The organism is Embleya sp. NPDC055664 (assembly GCF_053618075.1).
This window is the reverse complement of sequence record NZ_JBSHGZ010000025.1, coordinates 115584-139390: the sequence shown is the minus strand read 5'-3', so window position 1 is coordinate 139390 and position 23807 is coordinate 115584. Positions and strand designations below refer to the sequence as shown.

Genomic DNA, 23807 nt, shown 5'->3' with positions numbered 1-23807 from the left:
TCGTTCGAACGGCTCCACACCGTCGCCGGCTTCACCACCCGCTTCCAAACCGGCCCGGTACGCCGCACGGAAAGGTTGCGCGACAGGGCCCACACGCCCCGTCGGTGGCCGGTTCCCGCCACTGGCGACACCGGGCCACGGCCGGCGGCGATCCGTCCGGAGCGGTCGCCGCCGGCACGGAGCATTATTCTAGTACTAGAATAGCGCCATGGACCGAGGCATGACCGCTGCCGAGCTCACGTTGCTCGGCCTGCTGGTGGAGCAACCCAGGCACGGCTACGAGTTGGAGGAGGTGATCTCCGAGCGCGGCATGCGCGAATGGACGGAGATCGGCTTCAGCTCGATCTACTACCTGCTGACCAAACTTCGAGAGCGGGGCCTGATCACCCAGACCGACCCGACCCGATCCCCGGGCGGCAAGACGCGCAAGGTCTACACCGCGACGCCCGAAGGGCACCGGGCATGCGCCGCCGCGGCCGAGGAGGCGATCACGGAGCTGCATCCGGTGTTCCCGCGCATCCTGGTGGGCCTGGCCAATGCCCCGGCCATCGACCGGGAGCGCCTGCTCGCCGCCCTCGATCGGCGTTCCCGCGCACTCGCGGAACGCATCGAACACGTCGGCCGGGCCGCCACCGCGGACCGGCATGCCCCGGATTTCGTCCGCGCGATCTTCGACCACGCCCTCGGTCAGCTGTCGGCCGAGGCGAAGTGGCTGTCCGACTACCGAGCATCGCTCGACACACCACCCCACGACCAGGAAGGTGCGGCACGGATGACCCCGTACGACGTGAAGCGCGAGCACAAGGGGCTGTACGCGCCCAAGAACACCACGTGGGCCGTCGTCGACGTCCCCGAGCAGCAGTTCATCGCCGTCGACGGCGCCGGGGATCCGAACACCTCATCCGCCTACGCCGACGCGGTCGCAGCCCTGTACTCGGTGGCCTACACCCTGAAGTTCGCCGCCAAGCGCACGGACGCCGGCGACTTCGTCGTCGCTCCGCTGGAGGGCCTGTGGTGGGCGGACCGGCCGGAAGTGTTCACCACCCGCGCCAAGGACAGCTGGAACTGGACGATGCTCATCGCCATGCCCCCCTGGATCACGAAGACGATGATCGAGGAGGCCAAGGACACGGCCCTCGCCAAGAAGAAGCTGCCCACGATCTCCGAGGTACGACACCTGACGCTGCACGAAGGACCCAGCGCCCAGGTGCTGCACATCGGCCCCTACGACGACGAGGGGCCCATCCTGCACGAACTCCACCACACCTACTTCGAAGCCAACGGCCTACGGCACGGAGGTCTGCACCACGAGATCTATCTCAGCGACCCACGCAAGACTGCCCCGGAGAAGATGAAGACCGTCCTGCGCCAGCCGGTCCAACCCATCGAGCAGCCCGACAACTCGTAGAATCCCGGCACCGGTTCGTCGGCGAACCACACGCGCACGCCACGAACCGGCACCTCTGGGTGGACCTGAACTCGTAGGCTGCGCCGGACGCGTTCCGACCCCGATCTCGACGCCGGGGTCGGAACGCGCAGGTCCGGAGCGGACGGGCAGTCCCCCCGCGTTCAGGGCCGCGACGACCGGTGATCCCGGTACGGATCACGGCCGGACGCACGGTCGCTGCGGATCAGATCAGACGCAGGTACAGGGAGACGCTGTTGCCGGACGCGTTCCAGGCGAACGTCTTCTTGTTGCCCTTGGGGCAGGCGTTGGCGCTGTTGACCGCCACCGAACCGACGCTGCCGTAGACCTCGGCGCACTTTCCGTCGGCCTTGGTGTCCTTCACGTACCCGTCGACGTAGACCCGGCTGCCCGAACACCAAACGGTCCAGTGGGCCTCGGCGCCGTTGATGTAGACGTTCTTCGTCTCCGGGCAGCGGCCCAGCACGCTCACCTCTTGGGACGGCGCGGCGGGCGCCGCCGAGGCGACGGCCGTCCCGGAGCACGCCGCGAACGCCGCCACCGCGACGAGCCCTGTGATCATGCGTCGTTTCATGGTTTTTCTCCCGTCTGTCATTGGTTTGCAATGGCAGGACGACGCTATCCACGGGGTCGGCCGAGCGCGTCAAACGTGGGGTGTATCCATCCCCACCGCGGTCGTTCTACACCCGCACGTCGATGTACCGCCGTCGTGCCGGCCGCCGGGGATCGGACCTCGATCGCCGGGTTGAACTCGCTTGCAAGGCAACGGACTTGTGGCGTTCTTGCATCCCGAGGCGGATGCGGTTTCCGCACGGGTCCACGCGGCATCGCCGGCGTGGTTCCGCCGTGTGGGCATCCGTCTGCGAGAGTTGGCCCCCTCGCGGCGATATCGGCCGGGGCGCCGCACGCACACGCACAAGGGAGTCGACGTGATACCGACCGAGGCGAACCTCACCGAAGCCGTGTACCGGGCCGCCGGTGCCGCCGTCTCGGACCTGTTCCGGGAATACCCGGAACACGACTTCTACTACTGCGCGTTGGTCACGCCGGGCGAGGTCTTCGGGCCGTCGCTGTCGGCCTGGTCGACCCAGGCCCTGGCCGCCGCGTCGGGCGGATCCGCGACCGAGGCCGACATGTTGCGGTGGTCCTACGCGGACTCGCCCTTCTGCACCTACGGGGAGCGCCACCTCGCCCCGATCCGCAGCCTGTTCGACGCCCGACCGCAGGTCTTCGAACTCCCCGACGACGAGGCGGAGGCCGAGTTCGAACTGCGGCTGCGCGCGATGGTCGCGGCCATGGCCCGCCTCGACGCCGAAGGACTCTTCGGCCACGGCGAGCAACGCCTGTCCATCGTCGCCGTCGTCGAGATCCCCGGCGACGAGGTCGAAAACGCCGCCCGCGCCTGCGCCCTGAATCCTCCGGCGGCCGTCGCCGCATATGTGGCCGAGAACTCGCCCGCATCACCACTCTGAAGCTCCCGGCCCTCCTCCCGCCGGAGCAAAACGACGACCCGCGAAGTCGTCGGAGGTGGTACGACGACCGTGCAACGGGGGTCCTTCGTCGCGCCCACCGGGCCGAATGGCCCTGCCCGTCGCCGGTGGCCGGGAGCAGATTCGGGCGGGTGAGCCGGCGAAGAAAGACGGCCTTGCCGGCCGTCCGCCGCAGAACAATCCCACAGATCGGTGAACGACCGTGCCCCACACGCCCCCGGCCCCGACCTCGTCGGCGAGGCACCCCGCTCTCGTGCGCGGACTGACCCGCGAACAGGTGCGCGAGCGGCTCGCCGAACACGGCCCCAACGTCGTTCGACAGGCGCGACGGACTCCGGTGTGGACGCGCGTGACGGCCCAATTGCGCGATCCGCTGATCCTGGTGCTCCTGGCCGCCGCCGTCCTGACCGCGCTGACCGGGGATCCGGCCGACACGGCCGTCATCCTCTTCGTCGTCGCGGTCAACACCCTGGTCGGCGTCGTTCAGGAGATCCGCGCCGACCGGGCCGTCACGGCCCTGTCGGACCTGTCGGTGCCGACCGTGCGGGTGGTGCGCGAGGGGACCGAAGGCGAGGTGGCCGCCGCGGATCTGGTCCCCGGCGACATCGTCCGGCTGGACGAGGGCGACATCGTGCCCGCCGACGCCGTCCTGTACGAGGCGTCGGGCCTGCTCGTCGACGAGGCCGCCCTGACCGGTGAATCGGTGCCGGTGGACAAGTCCGCGCTCGATCCGGCCGGTGAGACCACCGCCGACAACGTGCTCCAGGCCGGCACGGTGATCATGCGCGGCCGAGCGCTGGCCGAGGTCACGGCAACCGGCGCACGCGGTGCCCTCGGGCGAATCTCCGCCCTGATGCAGGAGCGCCCCGGCCCGACCCCGTTGCAGCGCAGACTCGCCCACCTGGGACGGGTACTCGCCGCCGTGGTCGTCGGGCTGTGCCTGCTCGTCTTCGTCCTGGGGCTGATCCGGGGGGAGCCGACCGAGTCGATGGCGGTCACCGCGATCAGTCTGGCGGTCGCCGCGGTCCCCGAATCGTTGCCCGCGGTGGTCACCCTGGGACTGGCCCTGGGCGCCCGGCGGATGGCGACACGGGGTGCCATCGTGCGCAACCTGCCCGCCGTCGAGACGCTCGGGTCCGTCACGGTGCTCGCCACGGACAAGACCGGCACGCTGACCGAGGGCCGCATGGTCGCCGAACGAGTGTGGACCGCCCGGACGACGGCCGAACTCACCGGTACGGGCTACGCGCCCGATGGCCGGGTGCTCGTCGACGGGCGACCACTCGACGAAGGTTCCATTCCGGACATCCGCGAGTTGCTCGTCGCGGCGTCGCTGTGCAACGACGCCACTCTCGTACCCCCGGGAACCGACCCCGAGTGGTCGGCGCTCGGGGATCCGACCGAGGCGGCCCTGCTCGCCGCCGCCGGCAAGGTCGGGATCGACTTCGCCATGCTGCGCGAGGAGCACCCTCGGGTGGCGGAGGCTCCCTTCGACAGCGACCGCAAACGTATGACCACCGTGCACCGCGAGCACGACGGCCGCCTACGAGCCGTCCTCAAGGGCGCCCCGGAGGTCGTGCTGAGTGCGCGCTTCGTCACCGCCGACCCCGACCACCTGCACGCCGCGCGCTACGAGGCCGATCTCCTGGCGGCCGACGGATACCGGGTCCTGGCCGTCGCGACCCGCCGCCTGGACGCCGTACCCGAGCGCACGGAGGCCGCGGAGGAGGGCATGTCCCTGCTCGGTCTGATCGCCATCAGCGATCCGCCTCGGGAGGCCGCCCGCGCCACCATCGCCGCATGCCACGACGCCGGTGTCACGCCCGTGATGATCACCGGCGATCACCCGTCCACCGCACGGGCCGTCGCCACTCGTCTGGGCATCCTGCGCGACGGCGACACCACCGTCCTGACCGGCGCCGACCTGAGCAACGACCCCGAACGGGACCCGACCACCGCACGGGTGTTCGCCCGAACGACCCCGGAGCAGAAACTGACGATCATCCGGGCCTGGCAGGCCCGGGGCGATGTCACGGCGATGACCGGAGACGGTGTCAACGACGGGCCCGCCCTGCGCCGCGCCGACATCGGGGTCGCCATGGGTGGACGCGGCACGGAGGTGGCCCGCCAAGCGGCGGATCTGGTCCTGGCCGACGACGAGATCGGGACCGTCGTCGTCGCGGTGGAGGAGGGCAGGCGCGTCTACGACAACATCCGCCGCTTCCTCGTCTACGGCCTGTCCGGGGGCGCCGCCGAGATCGCCGTGATGATGCTCGGACCGCTCCTGGGACTGCCCCTGCCACTGCTCGCCGCCCAGATCCTGTGGATCAACCTGCTCACCCACGGCCTGACCGGCGTCGCCCTCGGCGCCGAACCCGCCGGTCCCGGCACCATGCGGCGCGCACCCCGCCCACCCGAGCAGAGCATTCTCGGCGACGGCCTGTGGCAGCGGATCCTGCGACTGGGCCTGTGCGTCACCGCGGTCAGCCTTGCCGCCGGGACGTGGAGCGACCAGACCGGGCGAGCCTGGCAGAGCCTGCTTTTCCTGACCCTGCTCGGCGCGCAACTCGGTGTCGTCACGGGCCTGCGGACCCGGCTGCTCACCCGCGCCAACCCGTTCCTGCCGATCACGGTCCTCGCCTCCGCCGCCCTGGGCCTGGCCGGGGTGTACGTGCCGATGCTGCGGGACCTGCTGGGCACGCACGCCCTCCCGCCCGGGGACCTCCTGATCCCGCTCGCGGGCGCCGTACTCGGCTTCCTCGCCGCCCGCGCCGACCGATGGATCGCGGCGCGTGGGGCGCGAGCTCGCGGATAGCACCGGGTCGCGGGTACGGCTCACGGCCACGACGACGCCCCACCGGCCACGCCGTCCGCCGGCGTGGTGTCCCGGATGCGGATTGCTCGACGCACGACTGGGGTGGTGGCACCTCCCGGTCTGCGGCATCGACCCGTGTGGCCCCCGCCCGTAGGGCCGTTCGGCCCTTCACCCGACATGGGATGAAGCGCGAGCGTGTGGGCAGAGCGGAACCACGACGACGGACGAGAGGACGAACGATGACGATGGCCACGACTCCCGAGGCACCGGATCTGACGATGGTCGACGCGTGGTGGCGGGCGGCGAACTATCTCGCCGTGGGACAGATCTATCTGCGCGAGAATCCGCTGCTCGCCGAGCCGTTGCGGCCCGGGCACATCAAGCCGCGGCTGCTCGGGCACTGGGGCACCTCGCCCGGCCTGAACCTGATCTACGCGCACCTGAACCGGGTGATCCGCGAACGCGGCACCCACGCCATCCACGTGACCGGCCCCGGACACGGCGGCCCCTCCGCGCTCGCCGCGTCGTGGCTGGACGGCACCTACAGCGAGCGGCACCCGAACGTCCCCCGGGACGCGGCCGGCATGGCCACCCTGTTCCGGCAGTTCTCCCAGCCCGGCGGCGTGCCCAGCCACATCGCCCCCGGCGTACCCGGCTCGATCCACGAGGGCGGCGAACTCGGGTACAGCCTCTCGCACGCGTTCGGCGCCGCCTTCGACAACCCCGACCTGGTCGTCGCGTGCGTGATCGGCGACGGCGAGGCCGAGACCGGGCCACTGGCCGCGTCGTGGCACGGGAACAAGTTCCTCAGCCCCCGCACCGACGGCGCGGTCCTGCCGATCCTGCACCTCAACGGCTGGAAGATCGCCAACCCGACGCTGCTCGCCCGCATGCCGCGCGCCGAACTCGACGCGCTGCTCACCGGGTACGGCTGGCGCCCCATCCACATCGAGGGCGACGAACCCGCCCGCGTACACGCCCGGTTCGCCGCCGCCCTGGAAGAAGCCCTCGACGAGATCACGCACCTCAAGGCGACCGCGCACACCCGCCCCCGATGGCCGATGCTCGTGCTGCGCACCCCCAAGGGCTGGACCGGCCCGCACACCGTCGACGACACCCCCGTCGAGGGCACCTGGCGCTCCCACCAGGTCCCCCTCGCCGGCGTGCGCGAGAACCCGGAACATCTGGCCCTGCTCGACGCGTGGATGCGGTCCTACCGCCCCGACGAACTCTTCGACACCGACGGGCACCCCACCCCGATCGTGCTCGCCAACGTCCCCACCGGCGACACCCGACTCGGTGCGGTGCCCGAGGCCAACGGCGGCGCTCTGCTGCGCGAGTTGCCGATGCCGGACCTGCACGACTTCGCGGTCAAGGTCTCCGAGCCCGGCGCGTCCTCCTCTGAACCCACGCGTGCGCTGGGCGAGTTGCTGCGCGAGGTCTTCGCCCGGACGGCAACCCGCCGCGATTTCCGCCTGTTCGGCCCGGACGAGACCGAGTCCAACCGCCTCGGCGCCGTCTACCAGGCCACCGCCAAGGCGTGGCAGGAGCCGGTCACCGATCTCGACACCCACCTGGCCCCGGACGGGCGCGTGGTGGAGATCCTGTCCGAACACACCTGCCAGGGCATGCTGGAGGGCTACCTCCTCACCGGCCGACACGGCGTGTTCTCCTGCTACGAGGCATTCACCCACATCGTGTCCTCGATGTTCAACCAACACGCCAAGTGGCTGCACGCCTGCCGCGAGATCGACTGGCGCCCACCCATCGCCTCCCTCAACTACCTGCTCACCTCCCACGTCTGGCGTCAGGACCAGAACGGCTTCTCCCACCAGGACCCCGGCTTCGTCGACAACGTCATCAACAAGCGCCCCGAGGTCGTCCGCGTCTACCTGCCCCCGGACACCAACACCCTTCTGTCGGTGGGCGATCACGCCCTGCGCAGCCGCGGCCTGGTCAACGTGATCGTCGCCGGCAAGACGCCGACCCCCGACTGGCTCACCATGGACGAGGCGGTCCTGCACTGCACGCGCGGCGCCGGGATCTGGGAGTGGGCCTCCAACGACGACGGCGACCCCGAGGTCGTCCTGGCCTGCGCCGGCGACGTGCCCACCCTGGAAACCCTCGCCGCCGTCGACCTGATCCGCCGTCACCTGCCCGAACTGCGCGTGCGCGTGGTCAACATCGTCGACCTGATGCGGCTGGTCCCCGAGACGGAGCATCCGCACGGCATGCCCGACCGGGAATACGACGCGTTGTTCGGCACCGACGTCCCGGTGATCTTCGCCTACCACGGCTACCCGTGGCTGATCCACCGCCTCGCCTACCGCCGGCACAACCACGCCCACCTGCACGTGCGCGGCTACAAGGAGTACGGCACCACGACGACCCCGTTCGACATGGTCGTGCTCAACGACATGGACCGCTACCAGCGGGTGATCGACGTCATCGACCGCGTCCCCGGCCTGGGCACCCGCGCCGCGACGGTACGCCAGAGCATGGTCGACGCCCGCACCCGACACCACGCCTGGATCCTCGAACACGGCGAGGACATGCCGGAGGTACGCGACTGGACCTGGTCGACGGACATCCGCAAGCCGCGGCACTGAGTCGAACCGGGCCCGCGAAGTGACCGCACCACCCGAACCGGGTCGCGCGACCGGACACTTCGCGGGCCCCTCCATGAGCCGCCCCGCACCGAGACCAAGGAGAAACCCCGCCATGAGCAGCCGCGCCGCCACCGCCTTACCCGCCCTCACCGCGGACCCCGGTCCGTCCGACATCGGCGCCGCGGTGGACACCCTCGTCGCCGACGCCGCCAAAGCCCTGGCCGCCTACGACGCGTTCACCCAGGAGCAGATCGACCACATCGTCAAGAAGGCGTCCGTCGCCGCCCTGGACCAGCACACCCGACTGGCCCGCGAGGCGGTGGACGAGACCGGGCGGGGCGTCTTCGAGGACAAGGCGGCGAAGAACATGTTCGCCTGCGAGTACACCACCGACAGCATGCGCGATCTCAAGACCGTCGGCGTGGTGGCCCGGGACGAGATCACCGGCATGGTCGAGGTCGCCGAACCCGTCGGGGTCGTATGCGCGGTCACCCCGGTGACCAACCCGACGGCCACCGTGATCTTCAAGGCGTTGATCGCTCTCAAGAGCCGCAACCCGGTCGTCTTCGCCTTCCACCCCTCCGCCCAGCGCTGCAGCGCCTCGGCCGCCCGGGTGGTGCGTGACGCGGCCGTGGCCGCAGGCGCGCCCGAGCACTGCGTGCAGTGGATCGAGACGCCCTCGATCGAGGCGACCACCGCGCTGATGCGGCATCCCGGGGTCGCACTGATCCTGGCGACCGGCGGGGAGGGCATGGTCAAGGCCGCCTATTCCGCGGGCAAGCCGGCCCTGGGCGTGGGCGCCGGCAACGTACCCGCCTACATCGACCGCGACGTGGACCTGCGCCGCGCGGTCAACGACGTGGTGCTGTCCAAGGCGTTCGACAACGGCATGATCTGCGCCTCCGAGCAGGCCGTCGTGCTGCACACCGACATCCACGACGCGGCCCTGTCCCGATTCGCCGCCCTGGGCGCCCACTTGGCCACCGACGACGAGAAGACCAGGCTGGAGACCTACCTCTTCGGCGCGAGCGGAAGCGGTGGCACCGGCCCCGGCCGCGAACCCCGGGTCAATCCCGCGGCGGTGGGGCAGAGCCCGGCGTGGATCGCCGCCCAGGCGGGCTTCACCGTACCCCCGGACACCACCGTGATCCTGGCCCGCGCCGACCGGGTGGGGCCGCAGGAGCCGCTGACCCGCGAGAAGTTGTGCCCGGTCCTGGCCGTGCTGCGCGCCGACTCGCGCGCACACGGCTTCGCGCTCGCCGCCGACATGGTCGCCTTCCACGGCATGGGACACAGCGCCGTCGTGCACACCGAGGATCCCGTCGTCGCCGAGGACTACGGGCGACACATGAAGACCGCCCGCATCATCGTCAACGCGCCCTCCTCCCAGGGTGCGATCGGCGGCATCTACACCGGCCTGCTGCCCTCGCTGACCCTGGGCTGCGGCTCCTGGGGCGGCACCTCGACCTCCAACAACGTCTCGGCGGTCAACCTGTTGAACGTCAAGCGCGTGAGCACCCGCCGCAACAACATGCAGTGGTTCAAGATCCCGCCCAGGATCTACTTCGAACCCCACGCGATCCGCTACCTGGCGGACATGCCGCACGTCCACCGGGTGACCATCGTCACCGACGCGACCATGACCCGCCTCGGCTACGTCGACCGGGTCCGGCACGTACTGCACTCGCGCGAGCTGCCGGTCACCATACAGATCATCGACGACGTGCTGCCCGAGCCCAGCATCGACTCGGTACGGCGCGGCGCCGACCTCATGCGCACCTTCCGGCCCGACACCATCCTCGCCCTCGGCGGCGGCTCCCCCATGGACGCGGCCAAGGTCATGTGGCTGCTGTACGAACAGCCCGACGTCGACTTCGCCGACATGCGACAGAAGTTCCTCGACATCCGCAAGCGCGCCTTCCGCTTCCCCGTCCTGGGCGAAAAGGCCCGGCTGGTGTGCGTACCGACCACGTCCGGCACCGGTGCCGAGGTCACCCCGTTCGCCGTGATCACCGACTCCGCGACCGGCAAGAAGTACCCGTTGGCCGACTACGCCCTCACCCCGAGCGTGGCCATCGTGGACCCGCTGCTGGCCGCGGAACTGCCGCCCGCCCTGGCCGCCGACAGCGGCATGGACACCCTCACCCACGCGATCGAGGCGTACGTCTCGGTCTACGCCAACGACTTCACCGACGGCCTCGCCCTGCACGCCATCCGGCTCGTGTTCGACAACCTCGAACGCGCGGTCAACGACCGGCAGGCCAACCCCGAGGCGCGCGAGAAGATGCACAACGCCGGCACCATCGCGGGCATGGCCTTCGGCAACGCCTTCCTCGGCATCGTCCACGCCATGTCCCACACTCTGGGCGCCACCTTCCACGTGGCCCACGGCCGCACCAACGCCGTCCTGCTGCCGCACGTCATCCGCTACAACGGCGGTCCTCCCGGCAAGCTCGCCGGCTGGCCCAAGTACGAGCACTACCGGGCGCCCGAGCGCTTCGCCGACATCGCCCGAATCCTCGACCTTCCCGCCGCGACCCCGGCCGAAGGCGTACGGTCCCTGGCCGGCGCGGTCGAACGACTCAGGGAACGTGTCGGCATCGAACCGTCGTTCCAGGCCCTGGGCATCGACGAGAAGACATTCCTGGACGCACTCCCCCGCCAGGCACTCAACGCCTACGAGGACCAATGCGCCCCGGCCAACCCGCGGATGGCAATGCTCGACGACATGACCACCCTCATGCGCAACGCCTACTACGGCACGGCCCCTACCCCCGCGTCGTAGGCAACCCCGGCGGCATTCGGCAGGGTCGATCGGCCCTGCCGGGTGGGCCGATCCGCTCCGACGTTCGCCGAACATTCGACGCACAACGGAAACGGAAACGGTTCGGCATCACGGACCCCCGGAGCCGGCCGGTCCGTCGGCGACCGAGGTATCGGCACAGCGCTACGCCCGGGGCGAGATCTACACCGAGGAGTACCGCGAGCGCCTGGCGGTCCTGACCACCGGCTCGCACACGCCGCGCGGCGACAAGGGTCGTGGCCGCGGCGAATCGGATACACGGGGCGGATGGACGTGGCCTCGCGGCGCGGCGGCGTGCCGGCCGGCGGCGCCGCCGAGGTCCTGGTCGCCCGCGCACGCGACGCCCGGTTGCTCGTACTGGGCACCAGCGGCATCGAATGCCCCACGATCCCCGGCCCCACCGGGCTGTACCGCCTGCGCCACAGCGCCACCCCGGTGGTGTTGGTCCCGGCGCCGGAGCCCTGATCCCGCACAATCACCCGACCGCCCGACCGCCCGAGCCTGACGTCCAGGCTCGGGCGGTCGGTCGTTCACGGCGTCCCCGGGGTCCGTCACCGTCGCACCGGGCCCGGGCGCAGCCGGCGTCCGGTGACGCGGCCCGGGTGGATCCGGAACCACAGTTCGCCGCGGCGGGCGGGCCAGGCGCCGCCGCCCGCTTCGGCGAGCCCGGCGATCTCGACGGGGTCGGTGACGGGTTCGACCACGCCGATGACCAGGACGCTCCAGCCCAGTCGGGCGTAGCGGTCCACGTCGTCCACCTCGAAGGCCGTCGTTCCCCGGACGTGGGCGAGCGGGGAGTCGGGGCGGGTGGTGAAGACGATCTCCCTTCCGTCGAGCACGTAGTTGACGGGCAGTACGAACGGTGTGTGGTCCAGGCCGCCGGCGAGCCGGCCGACCTCGTGGCCGGCCAGGCGTGCGTAGCACTCCTTCTCGCTCATCGCGATCAGGCTGCGGGTGTCGGGTACGGCGGGCTCCGGCGGATCGAAGGCACCCGATACGAGGGCGGCGACGCTGGTTTTCAGCGCCACGGCCAGGCCGCCGAGGGCGGCGCGGGACAGCGGGGCGTCTCCGGCCTCGAGTTCCACGAGCCACTTCGGGGGCAGGCCGGCCCGGGCACAGACCTGTGCCCGGGTCAGGCCCAGTTGCTCGCGCCGGCGTCGGATGTTGCGGGGTATGTCGACCATGTCGGGAAGGCGGGTGCCGGCCGTCTCGTTGTCCATGGGATGCTCCTTCGCGACGGGGCCGTCGTGTCGACGCGAACGGTCCTCGGTGTTGCTCAGTCGGAGTCGGGTCGGGCGGGTCCGGGCTCGGTCCGCTCGATCGCGGCTCGGGCGGCCTCCAGGCGGGCGCCGGGGAGGCGGTACGGCGAGCAGGAGACGTAGTCGATGCCGCACTCGTCGAAGAAGTGGATCGAGTCGGGGTCGCCTCCGTGTTCTCCGCATACGCCGATGCGCAGGTTCGGTTGCGTGGCGCGGCCCAGGTCGACGCCGGTGCGCACCAGGCGGCCGACGCCGTCGCGGTCGATGGTCTCGAACGGGGAGACGGGCAGGATGCCGCGTTCGAGGTAGGCGGTGAGGAAGGACGCCTCGGCGTCGTCGCGGGACAGGCCCCAGGTGGTCTGGGTCAGGTCGTTGGTGCCGAAGGAGAAGAAGTCGGCCGAGCGGGCGATCTCGTCGGCGGTCAGCGCGGCCCTGGGCAGTTCGATCATGGTGCCGATCGGGCAGCGCACGTCGACTCCGGTGCGTTCGCGGACCTCGGCGAGCACCCGTTCCACCTCGGTGCGCGCGATGCGCAGTTCGGCCGCGGTGGCCACGAGCGGGATCATGATCTCCGCGCGCGGATCGCCGCCGGCCCGCACGCGGGCGACGACCGCCTCGGCGATCGCGCGGACCTGGGTGGCGATCAGGCCCGGTACGGCGAGCGCCAGGCGCACCCCGCGCAGGCCCAGCATGGGGTTCTCCTCGTGGAGCAGTTCGCCGGCTTCGTACAGGCGCAGGTCGCGTGGGTCGGGTCGTTGTCCGAGGGCGTGTGCGCGGGCGATGCGCACGGCCGATTCGGTGTGGTCGGGCAGGAATTCGTGCAGGGGCGGGTCGATCAGGCGGATGGTGACCGGCAGTGCGTCCATGGCGGCGAGGATGCCGATGAAGTCGTCGCGTTGGAGCGGGAGAAGGGCTTCCAGGGCGGTGTCGCGTTCGTCGTCGGTGCGGGCGAGGATCATGTCCTCGATCAGGCGGCGGCGATCGCCCAGGAACATGTGTTCGGTGCGGCACAGGCCGATGCCGTGTGCTCCGTAGCGGCGGGCGCGGGCCGCGTCCTCGGGGGTGTCCGCGTTGGCCAGGACGTCCATCCGGCGGATCTGGTCGGCGTGTTCGAGGCAGCGGGCGACGGCGTCGACGATGCCGTCCGACCGGGTTCCGGTCTCCAGGTAGTGGGTGACCGGGGAGGCGACGAGCGGCAGCGCGCCGAGGTGCACGGTGCCGGCGGTGCCGTCGACGGAGACGACGGTGCCCTCCTCGACCACGGTGCCGTCGGCGGTGGTGAATCGGCGCTGTTCGGGGTCGATGTCGAGGTCGGCGGCACCGCACACGCACACCTTGCCCATGCCGCGGGCGACCACCGCCGCATGGCTGGTCTTGCCGCCCCGGCCGGTGAGGACCGCTTCGGCGGCGATCATGCCGGGCAGGTCGTCGGGGCTGGTCTCGTGGCGGACCAGCACCACGTGTTCGCCGTCCTCGGCCCGGCGCACCGCTTCGGCCACGTCGAAGACGACGGCGCCGACCGCGGCTCCGGGCGAGGCCGGCACGCCGTGCGCGAGGGCCGGGGTGTCGGGGTCGGCGTCGAAGCGCGGGAAGGTGAGGTGGTCGAGTTGCCCGGCGCCGACCCGGGACAGGGCCTCGGGCCAGGTGATCACGCCCTCGTCCACGAGCGCGCAGGCGATCCGGAACGCGGCTTCGGGGGTGCGTTTGCCCACCCGGGTCTGCAACACCCACAGCCGGCCGCGCTCCACAGTGAACTCGACGTCGCACAGGTCGCGGTAGTGCGCCTCCAGGAGGGCCAGGTACGTGCGCAGTCGGCCGTACGAATCCGGGTCCAGGCGCTCCAACTCGTCGAGCGCGAGGGCGTCGCGCACGCCGGAGACCACGTCCTCGCCCTGCGCGTCGGGCAGGTAGTCGCCGTAGACGCCGGGGCGGCCGGTACCCGGGTCGCGGGTGAACGCGACGCCGGAGCCGGAGTCGGGCCCCAGGTTGCCGAAGACCATGGCCTGGATGTTCACGGCGGTGCCGAGGTCGTCCGGGATGTGCTCGCGGCGACGGTAGACCGCGGCGCGTTCGCCGTTCCACGACTCGAACACCGCCACCACCGCGCGCCGCAGCTGCTCGCGCGGATCCTGCGGGAACTCATCGCCGGTCGCGTCGTGGATGATTCCCTGGAACTCCCGGACGGTTTCCGCGAGTTGACGAGCATCCAGGCCCAGGTCGTCCCCGGCCCCGACCTCTCGCCGGCGCCGGGTCAACACGTCCTCGAAGCGAACGGCGTCGATACCGAGGACGGTGGTGCCGTACATCTGGACCAGGCGCCGGTAGGAGTCCCGGGCGAAGCGCTCGCGGCCGGTGGCCTTGGCGAGGCCGAGCACCGAGGCGTCGTTGAGTCCGACGTCGAGGATCGTGTCCATCATCCCGGGCATGGAGAAGCGCGCACCCGAGCGCACCGACACCAGCAGCGGGTCGTCGGCGTCGCCCAGTCGCCGCCCCATGGCCTGCTCCAGACGGGCGAGGTGGGCGTCGATCTCCTCCTCCAGACCCTCCGGCAGGCGCCCGGTGCGCAGGAAGGCCCGGCACGCGTCCGTGCCGATCGTGAACCCCGGCGGCACCGGCAGTCCGAGCCGGGTCATCTCGGCGAGGTTCGCGCCCTTGCCGCCGAGCAACGCGGCCTGTTCCCTGGAGCCTTCGGTGAAGTCGTACACGTACGCGGTGGTCATGGCCGGCCGGCCTTCCTGCGAGGTCGTGTGACGTGGCGGGTCACAGACGGGTGGCGACGTACTCGGTCAGGTCGAGCAGGCGGTTGGTGTAGCCCCATTCGTTGTCGTACCAGCCGAAAACCTTCACCAAGTCGCCGTTGACCTGGGTGAGTTCGGCGTCGACGACACACGAGTGCGGGTCGCCGATCACATCCCGGGAGACGATCGGCACGTGCGAGACGCGCAGGATGCCGCTCAGCGGGCCCTCCGCCGCCGCCTCGAACGCGGCGTTGACGCCCGCGGCGTCGGACGGGCGGCGCAGGATCAGGGTCAGGTCGGTGAGCGAGCCGTCCTCGACGGGTACCCGGACCGAGATGCCGTCCAGGGCGCCGGCCAGTTCGGGCAGGACCAAGCCCACCGAGCGGGCCGCGCCGGTGCTGGTGGGGATCATGCTCAGTGCGGCGGAGCGGGCCCGACGCAGGTCCTTGTGGGGTGCGTCGAGCAGGGACTGGTCGTTGGTGTAGCCGTGGATGGTGGTCATCAGGCCGCGGTCGATGCCGAAGGCGTCGTGCAGGACCTTGACCATCGGCACGACACAGTTGGTGGTGCAGGAGGCGGCCGAGACGACGTGGTCGGTGTCCGGGTCGTAGTCGCCCTCGTTGACGCCCATCACGATCGTGGCGTCCACGCCGCGACCGGGCGCCGAGAGCAGCACCTTGGCGGCGCCGGACTTCAAATGTGCCCCGGCGTCCTCGCGGGTACGGAAGAGCCCGGTGGCCTCGATCACGACGTCGACGCCGTGTGTGTCCCACGCCAGGGCGGCCGGGTCCCGGTGGGCGGTGACGGCGATCGGGACGCCGTCGACGAGGATCGTGTCGCCGTCGGCCTCGACCGCGCGGGCGAGGGTGCCGTAGGTGGAGTCGTACTTCAGCAGGTGCGCAAGCGTGGCGGCCGGGGCGATGTCGTTGATCGCCACCACCTGCACGGGCGTCGTGCCGGCGTCGGCGCGGCCCAGAGCGGCCCGCAGGTAGTTGCGGCCGATCCGGCCGAAGCCGTTGATTCCCACTCGGACGGTCATCGCGGGATCCTCCTCGGATCTCGTGGAACGCGGCTGGAACGGGGTGGTGTTCAAGTGCGGAAGAGGGCGACCTTGAGCGCGCCGGTCTCCCCCGCGCGGGAGAAGACGTCGTAGGCGGTCGGCATCTCTTCGAGGCCGAACCGGTGGGTGACCAGTCCTTCCGTGCCGAGTCGACCCTCGGCGAGCAGGTCCAGGAGCAGCGGTGTGCTGGTGGTGTCCACCAGGCCGGTGGTGATGGTGAGGTCGCGGATCCACAGGTCTTCGAGGTGCAGGGTGGCGGGCCGGCCGTGCACGCCGACGTTGGCGACGTGGCCGCCCGCGCGGACCAGGCGGGTGCACAGTTCGAAGGACTCGGGCACGCCGACGGCCTCGATGGCCACATGTGCCCCCTGCCCGTCCGTGGTGAGCGCGCACAGAGCGTCGAGCGTGGCCTCGGGGACGTCGAGCACGACATCGGCACCGAACGCCTTCGCCGCGTCTCGACGTGCGGACGAGGGGTCCACGGCGACGATGCGCGAGGGGGTGAAGAGCCGGGCGGTGGCGATGGCGGCCAGGCCGATGGGGCCGGCTCCGACGATGACCACGGTGTCGCCGGGGGACACCCGCCCGTTGTGCACGCCGACCTCGTACGAGGTGGGAAGGATGTCGGCGAGCATCAGGGCCTGCTCGTCGCCGACGTCGTCCGGGAGTCGGTACAGGGAGGTGTCCGCGAACGGCACGCGCACGTACTCGGCCTGGGTCCCGTCGATCAGGTGACCCAGTACCCAGCCGCCGCCCCCCGAGCACTGTCCGTAGGCACCGGTACGGCAGTTGCGGCAGCGCCCACACGAGGAGATGCACGACACGAGCACCCGGTCGCCGCGGACGAACCCCCGCACACCGGTGCCGACTTCGGTGATCGTGCCGACGGCTTCGTGCCCAAGGATCCGGCCTGCGGCCACCTCGGGCACGTCGCCCTTGAGGATGTGCAGGTCGGTGCCGCAGATGGTGACGGCGTCCACGCGAACCACCGCGTCCTGAGGGTCGCGAACGGTGGGCGTGGGCACCTCCTCCCAGCGGTGAAGTCCGGTGCCGTGGTAGGTCAGGGCCTTCATGACGTCCACCTTTCCGAACGTGAGCGGTAACGCTTTCCACCCCAGCGTCACAACGCGCGGACGACCGTCATAGGGCCGAGTGGCCCGACGGAGGGGGCCGACGGACATGACGTTGTCCCGATTGCGGCGCTCGTGGGCGGCGGGTGCTCGACGATCGCGACCGGACGGGCGTCTTTTCGTCGTCGGGTCCACCGGCACGGGAATGGAGTCGACCGGTCCGCGGGATTCGGGCCCAACGGCACGAGCGCGGCCCGCCGCTCACGCGGTGTGCTGGAGTCGTCAACCCCAGAGGAGGGATCCCATGATGAGCAAGGCACTCCTCCGTCGTCCGGGCGTGGTAACCATCCCCGACCTCGTCGACTGGCTCGAAAGCGGCTTCCCGACGTACCAGAGCGGCTGGTCCGGGGCCCAGGGCATGCGCATCGAGGCGTACGTCGATGAGGGCGCCTACGTCGTCCGCGCCGAACTGCCCGGCATCGACCCGGACAAGGACCTCGAACTGACCGTGACCTCCGGCGTCCTCACCATCCACGCCGAACGTGCCGAGGAGAGCGAGGGCAAGCACCACACGGAGTTCCGGTACGGTTCCGCGCGCCGCAGCGTCCGACTCCCGGTCGGCACCAAGGAGAGCGAGATCAAGGCTGCCTACAAGGACGGCATCCTGACCGTCATCGTCCCGCTCCACGAGGACAAGCACGAGAGCCGCAAGATTTCCGTGAGCACCGGCAAGTAGGTGCGTCGGATCACCGGTCGCAGACCTCGTCGAGGTCTGCGACCGGTTCGCGTTTCGGAACTGTCGCGCAGGCAACCGTTCGATTGCCGGTCAACGGGGCAGTCGTACCAGGAACTCGGTACACCCCCGCCGATCGGTCAACGCGACGGTTCCGCCGTGTGCGCCGACGACCGCCTTGACGATGGCCAGGCCCAGTCCGGTCGACCCGGTGGCGCGCGAACGTCCGGGATCGGCGCGGGTGAAGCGGTCGAAGATGTGCGCTCTGGCGGCGATCGGCACGCCGGGTCCGTCGTCCGACACACCCAGTTCGACGTGCGCGGCGTCGGCGCCGAGGCGTACCGTCACCTCGGTTCCGGGCGGGGTGTGGACCCGGGCGTTGGTGAGGAGGTTGGCCACCACCTGCTGGAGGCGGTGTTCGTCACCGGTGACCGTCACCGGCTCGTCGGGCACCTCCAGGACCCAGTGATGTTCGGGGCCGGCCGCGCGGGCATCGCTCGTGGCATCGAGTACCAGGCGGGTGAGGTCCACCGTTTCGTGGACGAGCGGGCGACCGGCGTCCAGTCGGGCGAGCAGCAGCAGATCGTCGACGAGTGCGCTCATGCGCTGCGATTCGGCCTGGATGCGTTCCAGGGAGTGACGGACCTGCGGCGGCATCGGTCCGGGGTGGCGCAGGGCGAGTTCGGCGTGACCGCGTACGCTCGCGACCGGGGTGCGCAATTCGTGACTGGCGTCCGCGGCGAAGTGCCGCAGGCGTTGCTCACTGGCCTGGCGGCGGGCCGGCGCGTCGCCCACGTGCCCCAGCATCCGGTTGAGGGCGATGCCGACCCGGCCGACCTCGGTGCGCGGGTCGGTGTCGGCGATCGGCGCGGGCATCGCCACCTCCCCGCCGGCCAACGGCAGTTCCGCCACGCGGGTCGCGGTATCGACGACCTCGCGCAACGGGCGCAGCGACATTCGCTGTCCGCTCCCGCCCACCCCGCCGGTCTGCGCATCACCGTCAAGGCCACCGGCGCGCACAGCGCGGCGCTCGCGCGGCTGACGCCCGGCACACGCGTGTGGGCCGAGGGCCCGTACGGCGCCTTCACCGCCGCCCGTCGTACCGCCCCCCGGGTGTTGCTGCTCGCCGGTGGTGTGGGGATCACTCCGCTGCGGGCCTTGTTCGAGACCCTTCCCGGGCAGGTGACCTTGATCTATCGGGCCCGGCGACCGCAGGATTTGGCACTGCGCGCCGAACTGGACGCCATCGCCGCGGCCCGGCATGCGCGCGTGCACTACCTCGTCGACACCGCCGCGGAGCCCGGCGCCGTACTCACCGCCCGATCCCTGTCCACGCTGATACCGGACCTGGCCGCCCACGACGTCTACGTGTGCGGCCCGGCCGGAATGATCGACACGGTGATCCCCGCGCTGCGCGCCGCAGGCGTACCGCGACGGCGCATCCACCACGAGTCGTTCGCCCTGTGAATCCGTCCTCTCGGGGGGAGTCGCCCATGCGCCGTATGGTCCTGACCACCGTTTCCACCATTGCGGGTCTCGTCCTGCTGCTGTCCCTCAAACCCCACCACGATCCGCCCGACGGCCCCGCGCTCCGAGGGGCGGGTTCGACAACCGGCTCCTCCGGTCCCTCGACGGCCTCGCCCGCGCCGCAGGGCGTATCGAGCACCCGCAGCGGCACCTTCACCGGCGACACGATCGACACCCGGTACGGGCCGGTCCAGGTCGCCGTCACACTCGTCGACGGCAGGATCACCGATGTACGCGTCCTGCGGGCCCCCGACGGCAACGGTCGCGACCGGCAGATCGCCGCGAAATCGGTGCCGCTCCTGACGCGGGAGGCATTGACGGCGCAAAGCGCCAACATCCACACCGTCTCCGGGGCCACCTACACCAGCGAGGGCTATGCGCAGTCGCTGCAAAGCGCATTGGACCGGGCGAATGGCTGACCGCGCGCCGCACCGCCTCCACCACGTCGAACACGTGATGGGCACCGCGTTCTCGTTCGACATTCGCGACCGACCGACGAGCGGCCTGCGCGAAGCACTGAGCCGCGCGGTGGCCTGGCTGCACCACGTGGACGAGGTCTTCTCCACCTATCGCCCCGACAGCGCGATCAGCCGCCTCGACCGAGGCGAGATCCCCCTCGCCGACTGCCCTCCGGAAGTCACTGCGGTGCTCGACCTGTGCGCCGAGGTGAGCGATCTGAGCGGCGGCTGGTTCAGTGCCAGACCGGCGGGCCGGCTCGATCCTTCCGGGCTCGTCAAAGGCTGGGCGATCGAGCGCGCCATCCACCTGCTCACCGACGCCGGGGCTCGGAACACGTGCATCAACGGAGGAGGCGACATACGCGTACGGGGCGAGCCCGAACCCGGCGAACCCTGGCGCATCGGCATCGTCCACCCGCTGCGAAACGCCGAACTGTGCACCCTCGTCCAGGGACGGGAATTCGCGGTCGCCACCTCGGGCACGGCCGAACGCGGCCATCACATCCTCGATCCACACACCGGCCTCGCCGCCCGAGGGCCGGCCTCGATCACCGTGATCGGCGCCGACCTCACCCGTGTCGACGCCTACGCGACCGCCGCCTTCGCGATGGGCGACACCGCGCGCGCGTGGATCGAACGCCTTCACGGCTACGAGGCGCTCGCAGTCGTCACGACCGGCACCGCCGGCCGGCCCGTCCCCGTGACGGGTCAGGCGGATGCCCGGTGCGGCAGGGTGCCGGCGAAGACCGCGGCCTGGACGCGGCGTTCGAAGCCGAGTTTGTGCAGCATCGTGGAGACGTAGTTCTTGACGGTCTTCTCCGCCAGGTGCAGGCGCTCGGCGATCTGGCGGTTGGTCAGGCCCTCGGCGACCAGGTCGAAGATCCGGCGTTCCTGGTCGGAGAGGGACGCCACGCGCGGGTCCTCGCGTGTTCCGGTGCGGACGCGGTCGAGGACCTTCGTGGTGATGGCCGGATCCAGGAGCGAGCGGCCGGCGGCGACCTCTCGGACCGCGCGCACCAGGTCGGCGCCGCGGATCTGTTTGAGGACGTATCCCGCGGCGCCGGCCATGATCGCGGAGAACAGCGCGTCCTCGTCGTCGTACGAGGTCAGGATCAGCGCGTTGATCTCGGGGAAGGACGACCGCACCGCGCGGCACACGTCGACTCCGCTGCCGTCGGGCAGCCGCCCGTCCAGGACGGCGACGTCGGGGCGCAGGGCCGGTATTCGTCGCATGGCTTCGAGGGCGGACGCCGATTCGCCGACGATCTCGATGTCCGCCTCGGCTCCGAGCAGGTCGGCCAGGCCGCGACGGACGATCTCGTGGTCGTCGAGGAGGAACACTCTGATCGTGGCGGGCGAATCCGCGTTCGACGCCGTCGGCGCGAGCGTACGGGTGGCGCCGGAGAGGCGGGGCGGGCGCGCTCCGGCGACGGCTTCGGTGGTGGTCCCGGTTTCCATGGTCTGCTCCCCGAGGGTGACGGACGCGTTCGCCCGGTCGGGTCGAAGCGATGATCAGTCTCGGGGCGTGCGGGATCATCGGAACAGGGCCGGTGGTCCCGGGACCATCAGGGCCGGGTGGCCCCCGCCCCCACGGGCGCCGCGGACGATGCGCGGACGACCGCGGGATCGATCGGGCCTCGGCGGGGCGCGGCCGGGCCCACGAAACGGCAGGCGATCGTGCGGTCGAGTCCCACCAGGCGGATGACACGGGCGGGTTGACCGCGGACCCCGGTCAGGACCAGCGTGGTGTGGGCGCGGGCGCACTGGCGCCGAAGCCGTAGGAACAGGTTGATGCCGGAGGTGTCGCAGAACACGAGCGCGCCCAGATCCAACCGGAGTTCGTCGGGGCCGGTTCGGGCGAGGGCGACCAGGCTCGGTTCGATGCTCGCCGCGCTGTCCAGGTCCAGTTCGCCGCGCACCTCCACGGTGAGGTGAGTGGCGGAAGACGCCGTACCACGGTGTCCGGTCGGGGTCGTCGCGATGGTGATCACTGCGCGTCTCGCTTCCTGGGCTGTCGGTTTCCGCCGGCGCGGCTGCGCGCTCAGTTCAGTGGCAGCGCCGGCCGGGTGCCCAGAGGCGGACGGCTCCCGGACGGGGCCGAAGGTCCCGTCCGGGCTCGTCGACATGTGGGCCCGTGCGCCGGCCCGCCGCAGTGGTCAAGCGGCGTGTCCGTGGGGCTTCGAGGGACTCTGCGGTGGGGCGGGCTGCTCGATGGACGTCACGGGGGCGGCAGCCGCCTGCTCGCCGTACTCGCCGCGGTCGCGCTTGAGGTGGATGTAGACGGGGATTCCGAGGAGCACGGCGAACAGTCCGTAGTAGACGGTCTGGTAGCCGCTGCCCTGGATCGACCAGTAGGAGAACGCCAACGCGGTGCCCGCCACCAGCACGTCCCGGACGAAGCGGCCCCGGCTCCCCCGGCGGGCGTGCGTGAGCAGCCAGTACAGCTGGGCGGCGGCGGAGAACAGGTAGGGGATCGCCGCGGTCAGCACGCTCAGCAGCACGATGCTGGTGAAGACGTTGTCGAAGCTGGTGTAGGCGGCGACCGTGATCAGCGAGGCGAGGACGGTGGCGGCGAGGATGCCGAAGACCGGGGTGTCGCCGCGCTTGCGGGCGAACGCCTTGGGGAACAGGCCCTCGCGAGCAGCGGCGTAGGGCATCTCGGCGCAGATCATCGTCCAGCCGCCCAGCGCGCCGATCCCCGACACGATCGCGGCCACCGCGACCGCGTTGCCCGCCCACGAGCCGCCCGCCATGTTGTCGGCCGCGTCGGTGAACGGCGCCGTGGAGGAGACGAGTTCCGCGTGCGGGACGGCGCCGAAGACGGCGAGCGTGCCGAGCAGGTACACCGCCGCGCAGGCCAGGGTGCCGTAGACGGTGGCGCGTGGCACGTTGCGGCCGGGTTCACGCACCCGGCCCGCGGCGACCGAGACGGTCTCCAGCCCGATGTAGCTGAACAGCGCGATGGCCGCGGCGGCGGAGATCGCACCCATCGGGGACCCGCCGTGGGCGTTGAAGGTGCCGAGGTTGTCGGTGTCGAGGAAGAACAGGCCGACGGTGCCCATCAGGATCAACGGAACGAACTTGAGCACGGTGGTGACGACCTGGAAGGCGCCCATGCTGCGCAGGCCCGCCAGGTTGATCGCCGCGGGGATCCACAGGCCCGCCAGCGCGATGGCCACCGAAGCCCACTTGTCGTGGCCGGTGTTGACGAACACCTCGACGTAGCCGACCCAGGCCACCACGATCGCGGCGTTGCCCGCCCAGGCGGTGATCCAGTACGACCAGGCGTTGAGGAATCCGGCGAACTCGCCGAACGCCTCCCGGGCGTACACGTAGGGGCCGCCGCTGCCCGAAACCCGCCGGGACAAGCCCCCGAACGTGACCGCGAGTGCCAGGGCGCCGAGGGTGACGATGGCGAACGCGACCAGGGAGATCGGACCGTAGGGCGCGAGCGCGGCCGGCAGCGCGAACACGCCGGTGCCGATGATGCTGCCGACCACCAGGGCCGTGGCGGTGGGCAGGCCGAACGTCGACCCGGAGCGGCCCGCTTCATCGGTGGGCGCACCCGATTCCCCGGCTGTGCGGTGGGCGGTGGTCGTTCTTTTCCCGAGCATGGCGCGTCCTCGTCGTCGCGATGGGGTTCGACCGAACGGGGCGGGATGCCGTGGACGTTCTGCTCCGGCCGAACGTTTGCAGCGTGGCCGCCGCCGTGTCGGCGCGCCCGTGCCGAAGGTCCCGACCCGAACGCCGATGGTCACCCCGCCCCGGCCGTGCGGCACCCCGACGCCGGCGGCGCGGACCGGACCGGGCCGAACGGCC

17 protein-coding genes and 2 pseudogenes are annotated in these 23807 nt (G+C 71.1%); 10 read left to right on the top strand and 9 right to left on the bottom strand.

Annotated elements, in window-relative coordinates:
• The first annotated feature begins 220 nt into the window (after positions 1 to 220).
• On the top strand, positions 221 to 1408 hold the full coding sequence (locus ACWGR4_RS32335) for a GyrI-like domain-containing protein (RefSeq protein WP_452131796.1): 1188 nt from the start codon (positions 221 to 223) through the stop codon (positions 1406 to 1408).
• A 223-nt stretch (positions 1409 to 1631) separates the two neighbouring features.
• On the opposite strand, the gene ACWGR4_RS32330 is transcribed toward ACWGR4_RS32335, so the two are convergent.
• Positions 1632 to 1988: a hypothetical protein gene (locus tag ACWGR4_RS32330; protein WP_380010657.1), complete on the bottom strand. Its 357-nt coding sequence runs from the start codon at positions 1986 to 1988 to the stop codon at positions 1632 to 1634.
• Positions 1989 to 2355: 367 nt separating this feature from the next.
• Here ACWGR4_RS32330 and ACWGR4_RS32325 point away from each other — a divergent pair, with 367 nt between their 5' ends.
• The 5 genes from ACWGR4_RS32325 (at position 2356) to ACWGR4_RS32305 (ending at position 11608) form a co-directional block, all read left to right on the top strand.
• The gene (locus tag ACWGR4_RS32325) at positions 2356 to 2898 is read left to right on the top strand and encodes a DUF4303 domain-containing protein (RefSeq protein WP_452131795.1); all 543 of its coding nucleotides are present in this window, start codon (positions 2356 to 2358) and stop codon (positions 2896 to 2898) included.
• 271 nt (positions 2899 to 3169) lie between these two features.
• The gene (locus ACWGR4_RS32320; protein WP_452131794.1) at positions 3170 to 5731 is read left to right on the top strand and encodes a cation-translocating P-type ATPase; all 2562 of its coding nucleotides are present in this window, start codon (positions 3170 to 3172) and stop codon (positions 5729 to 5731) included.
• A 239-nt stretch (positions 5732 to 5970) separates the two neighbouring features.
• Positions 5971 to 8340: a phosphoketolase family protein gene (locus ACWGR4_RS32315; RefSeq protein ID WP_452131793.1), complete on the top strand. Its 2370-nt coding sequence runs from the start codon at positions 5971 to 5973 to the stop codon at positions 8338 to 8340.
• A 112-nt stretch (positions 8341 to 8452) separates the two neighbouring features.
• A complete protein-coding gene (adhE, locus tag ACWGR4_RS32310; protein WP_452131792.1) occupies positions 8453 to 11125 on the top strand; it encodes a bifunctional acetaldehyde-CoA/alcohol dehydrogenase in 2673 nt (890 codons plus the stop codon).
• Between the two features lie 285 nt (positions 11126 to 11410).
• Positions 11411 to 11608 (top strand): hypothetical protein, encoded by a 198-nt coding sequence (locus ACWGR4_RS32305; RefSeq protein WP_452131791.1) that lies wholly within the window; start codon positions 11411 to 11413, stop codon positions 11606 to 11608.
• Positions 11609 to 11694: 86 nt separating this feature from the next.
• Here the strand turns inward: ACWGR4_RS32305 and ACWGR4_RS32300 are convergent, their stop codons facing one another.
• Genes ACWGR4_RS32300 through ACWGR4_RS32285 form a run of 4 tightly spaced genes read right to left on the bottom strand, consistent with a single transcriptional unit; the run spans position 11695 to position 17273 of the window.
• Positions 11695 to 12363, bottom strand: a complete 669-nt coding sequence (locus tag ACWGR4_RS32300) for a helix-turn-helix domain-containing protein (RefSeq protein ID WP_452133594.1) — start codon at positions 12361 to 12363, stop codon at positions 11695 to 11697.
• 56 nt (positions 12364 to 12419) lie between these two features.
• Positions 12420 to 15122: a pyruvate, phosphate dikinase gene (gene ppdK / locus ACWGR4_RS32295; protein WP_452133593.1), complete on the bottom strand. Its 2703-nt coding sequence runs from the start codon at positions 15120 to 15122 to the stop codon at positions 12420 to 12422.
• Positions 15123 to 15162: 40 nt separating this feature from the next.
• Positions 15163 to 16179 (bottom strand): type I glyceraldehyde-3-phosphate dehydrogenase, encoded by a 1017-nt coding sequence (gene gap / locus ACWGR4_RS32290; protein WP_452133592.1) that lies wholly within the window; start codon positions 16177 to 16179, stop codon positions 15163 to 15165.
• Positions 16180 to 16229: 50 nt separating this feature from the next.
• Positions 16230 to 17273 carry a zinc-dependent alcohol dehydrogenase family protein gene (locus ACWGR4_RS32285; RefSeq protein ID WP_452133591.1) on the bottom strand — a complete coding sequence of 348 codons (1044 nt, stop codon included), beginning with the start codon at positions 17271 to 17273 and terminating at the stop codon, positions 16230 to 16232.
• A gap of 301 nt (positions 17274 to 17574) precedes the next feature.
• Here ACWGR4_RS32285 and ACWGR4_RS32280 point away from each other — a divergent pair, with 301 nt between their 5' ends.
• On the top strand, positions 17575 to 18006 hold the full coding sequence (locus ACWGR4_RS32280) for an Hsp20/alpha crystallin family protein (RefSeq protein ID WP_452133590.1): 432 nt from the start codon (positions 17575 to 17577) through the stop codon (positions 18004 to 18006).
• Between the two features lie 90 nt (positions 18007 to 18096).
• Here the strand turns inward: ACWGR4_RS32280 and ACWGR4_RS32275 are convergent.
• Positions 18097 to 18990: pseudogene (locus ACWGR4_RS32275) on the bottom strand (sensor histidine kinase); the annotation flags it as partial.
• Between ACWGR4_RS32275 and ACWGR4_RS32270 the strand changes: the two are divergent.
• From ACWGR4_RS32270 to ACWGR4_RS32260, 3 genes and pseudogenes are all read left to right on the top strand, one after another.
• A pseudogene (locus tag ACWGR4_RS32270) lies at positions 18949 to 19470 on the top strand (ferric reductase); the annotation flags it as partial. The pseudogenes ACWGR4_RS32275 and ACWGR4_RS32270 sit on opposite strands and share 42 nt — an antisense overlap.
• A gap of 26 nt (positions 19471 to 19496) precedes the next feature.
• The gene (locus ACWGR4_RS32265) at positions 19497 to 19949 is read left to right on the top strand and encodes an FMN-binding protein (RefSeq protein ID WP_452133589.1); all 453 of its coding nucleotides are present in this window, start codon (positions 19497 to 19499) and stop codon (positions 19947 to 19949) included.
• Positions 19942 to 20790 carry an FAD:protein FMN transferase gene (locus ACWGR4_RS32260; RefSeq protein WP_452133588.1) on the top strand — a complete coding sequence of 283 codons (849 nt, stop codon included), beginning with the start codon at positions 19942 to 19944 and terminating at the stop codon, positions 20788 to 20790. Before ACWGR4_RS32265 ends, ACWGR4_RS32260 begins: the two co-directional genes overlap by 8 nt.
• Here ACWGR4_RS32260 and ACWGR4_RS32255 read toward each other — a convergent pair.
• The 3 genes from ACWGR4_RS32255 to ACWGR4_RS32245 form a co-directional block, all read right to left on the bottom strand.
• Positions 20697 to 21446: a response regulator gene (locus ACWGR4_RS32255; protein WP_452133587.1), complete on the bottom strand. Its 750-nt coding sequence runs from the start codon at positions 21444 to 21446 to the stop codon at positions 20697 to 20699. The genes ACWGR4_RS32260 and ACWGR4_RS32255 overlap by 94 nt on opposite strands.
• A gap of 107 nt (positions 21447 to 21553) precedes the next feature.
• Positions 21554 to 21979, bottom strand: coding sequence for an STAS domain-containing protein (locus tag ACWGR4_RS32250; protein ID WP_452133586.1), 426 nt, complete (start codon positions 21977 to 21979; stop codon positions 21554 to 21556).
• A gap of 165 nt (positions 21980 to 22144) precedes the next feature.
• Positions 22145 to 23488, bottom strand: a complete 1344-nt coding sequence (locus tag ACWGR4_RS32245) for an amino acid permease (protein WP_452133595.1) — start codon at positions 23486 to 23488, stop codon at positions 22145 to 22147.
• Between the last annotated feature and the right edge of the window lie 319 nt (positions 23489 to 23807).

What these genes read in the sequence shown, in the direction of transcription:
- ACWGR4_RS32305 (WP_452131791.1), top strand. Translation starts at nt 11,411, where the DNA reads ATGGACGTGGCCTCGCGGCGCGGCGGCGTGCCGGCCGGCGGCGCCGCC.
- ppdK (WP_452133593.1), bottom strand. Translation starts at nt 15,122, where the DNA reads ATGACCACCGCGTACGTGTACGACTTCACCGAAGGCTCCAGGGAACAG.
- ACWGR4_RS32265 (WP_452133589.1), top strand. Translation starts at nt 19,497, where the DNA reads ATGCGCCGTATGGTCCTGACCACCGTTTCCACCATTGCGGGTCTCGTC.
- ACWGR4_RS32260 (WP_452133588.1), top strand. Translation starts at nt 19,942, where the DNA reads ATGGCTGACCGCGCGCCGCACCGCCTCCACCACGTCGAACACGTGATG.
- ACWGR4_RS32335 (WP_452131796.1), top strand. Translation starts at nt 221, where the DNA reads ATGACCGCTGCCGAGCTCACGTTGCTCGGCCTGCTGGTGGAGCAACCC.
- adhE (WP_452131792.1), top strand. Translation starts at nt 8,453, where the DNA reads ATGAGCAGCCGCGCCGCCACCGCCTTACCCGCCCTCACCGCGGACCCC.
- ACWGR4_RS32285 (WP_452133591.1), bottom strand. Translation starts at nt 17,273, where the DNA reads ATGAAGGCCCTGACCTACCACGGCACCGGACTTCACCGCTGGGAGGAG.
- ACWGR4_RS32300 (WP_452133594.1), bottom strand. Translation starts at nt 12,363, where the DNA reads ATGGACAACGAGACGGCCGGCACCCGCCTTCCCGACATGGTCGACATA.
- gap (WP_452133592.1), bottom strand. Translation starts at nt 16,179, where the DNA reads ATGACCGTCCGAGTGGGAATCAACGGCTTCGGCCGGATCGGCCGCAAC.
- ACWGR4_RS32280 (WP_452133590.1), top strand. Translation starts at nt 17,575, where the DNA reads ATGATGAGCAAGGCACTCCTCCGTCGTCCGGGCGTGGTAACCATCCCC.
- ACWGR4_RS32315 (WP_452131793.1), top strand. Translation starts at nt 5,971, where the DNA reads ATGACGATGGCCACGACTCCCGAGGCACCGGATCTGACGATGGTCGAC.
- ACWGR4_RS32330 (WP_380010657.1), bottom strand. Translation starts at nt 1,988, where the DNA reads ATGATCACAGGGCTCGTCGCGGTGGCGGCGTTCGCGGCGTGCTCCGGG.
- ACWGR4_RS32255 (WP_452133587.1), bottom strand. Translation starts at nt 21,446, where the DNA reads ATGGAAACCGGGACCACCACCGAAGCCGTCGCCGGAGCGCGCCCGCCC.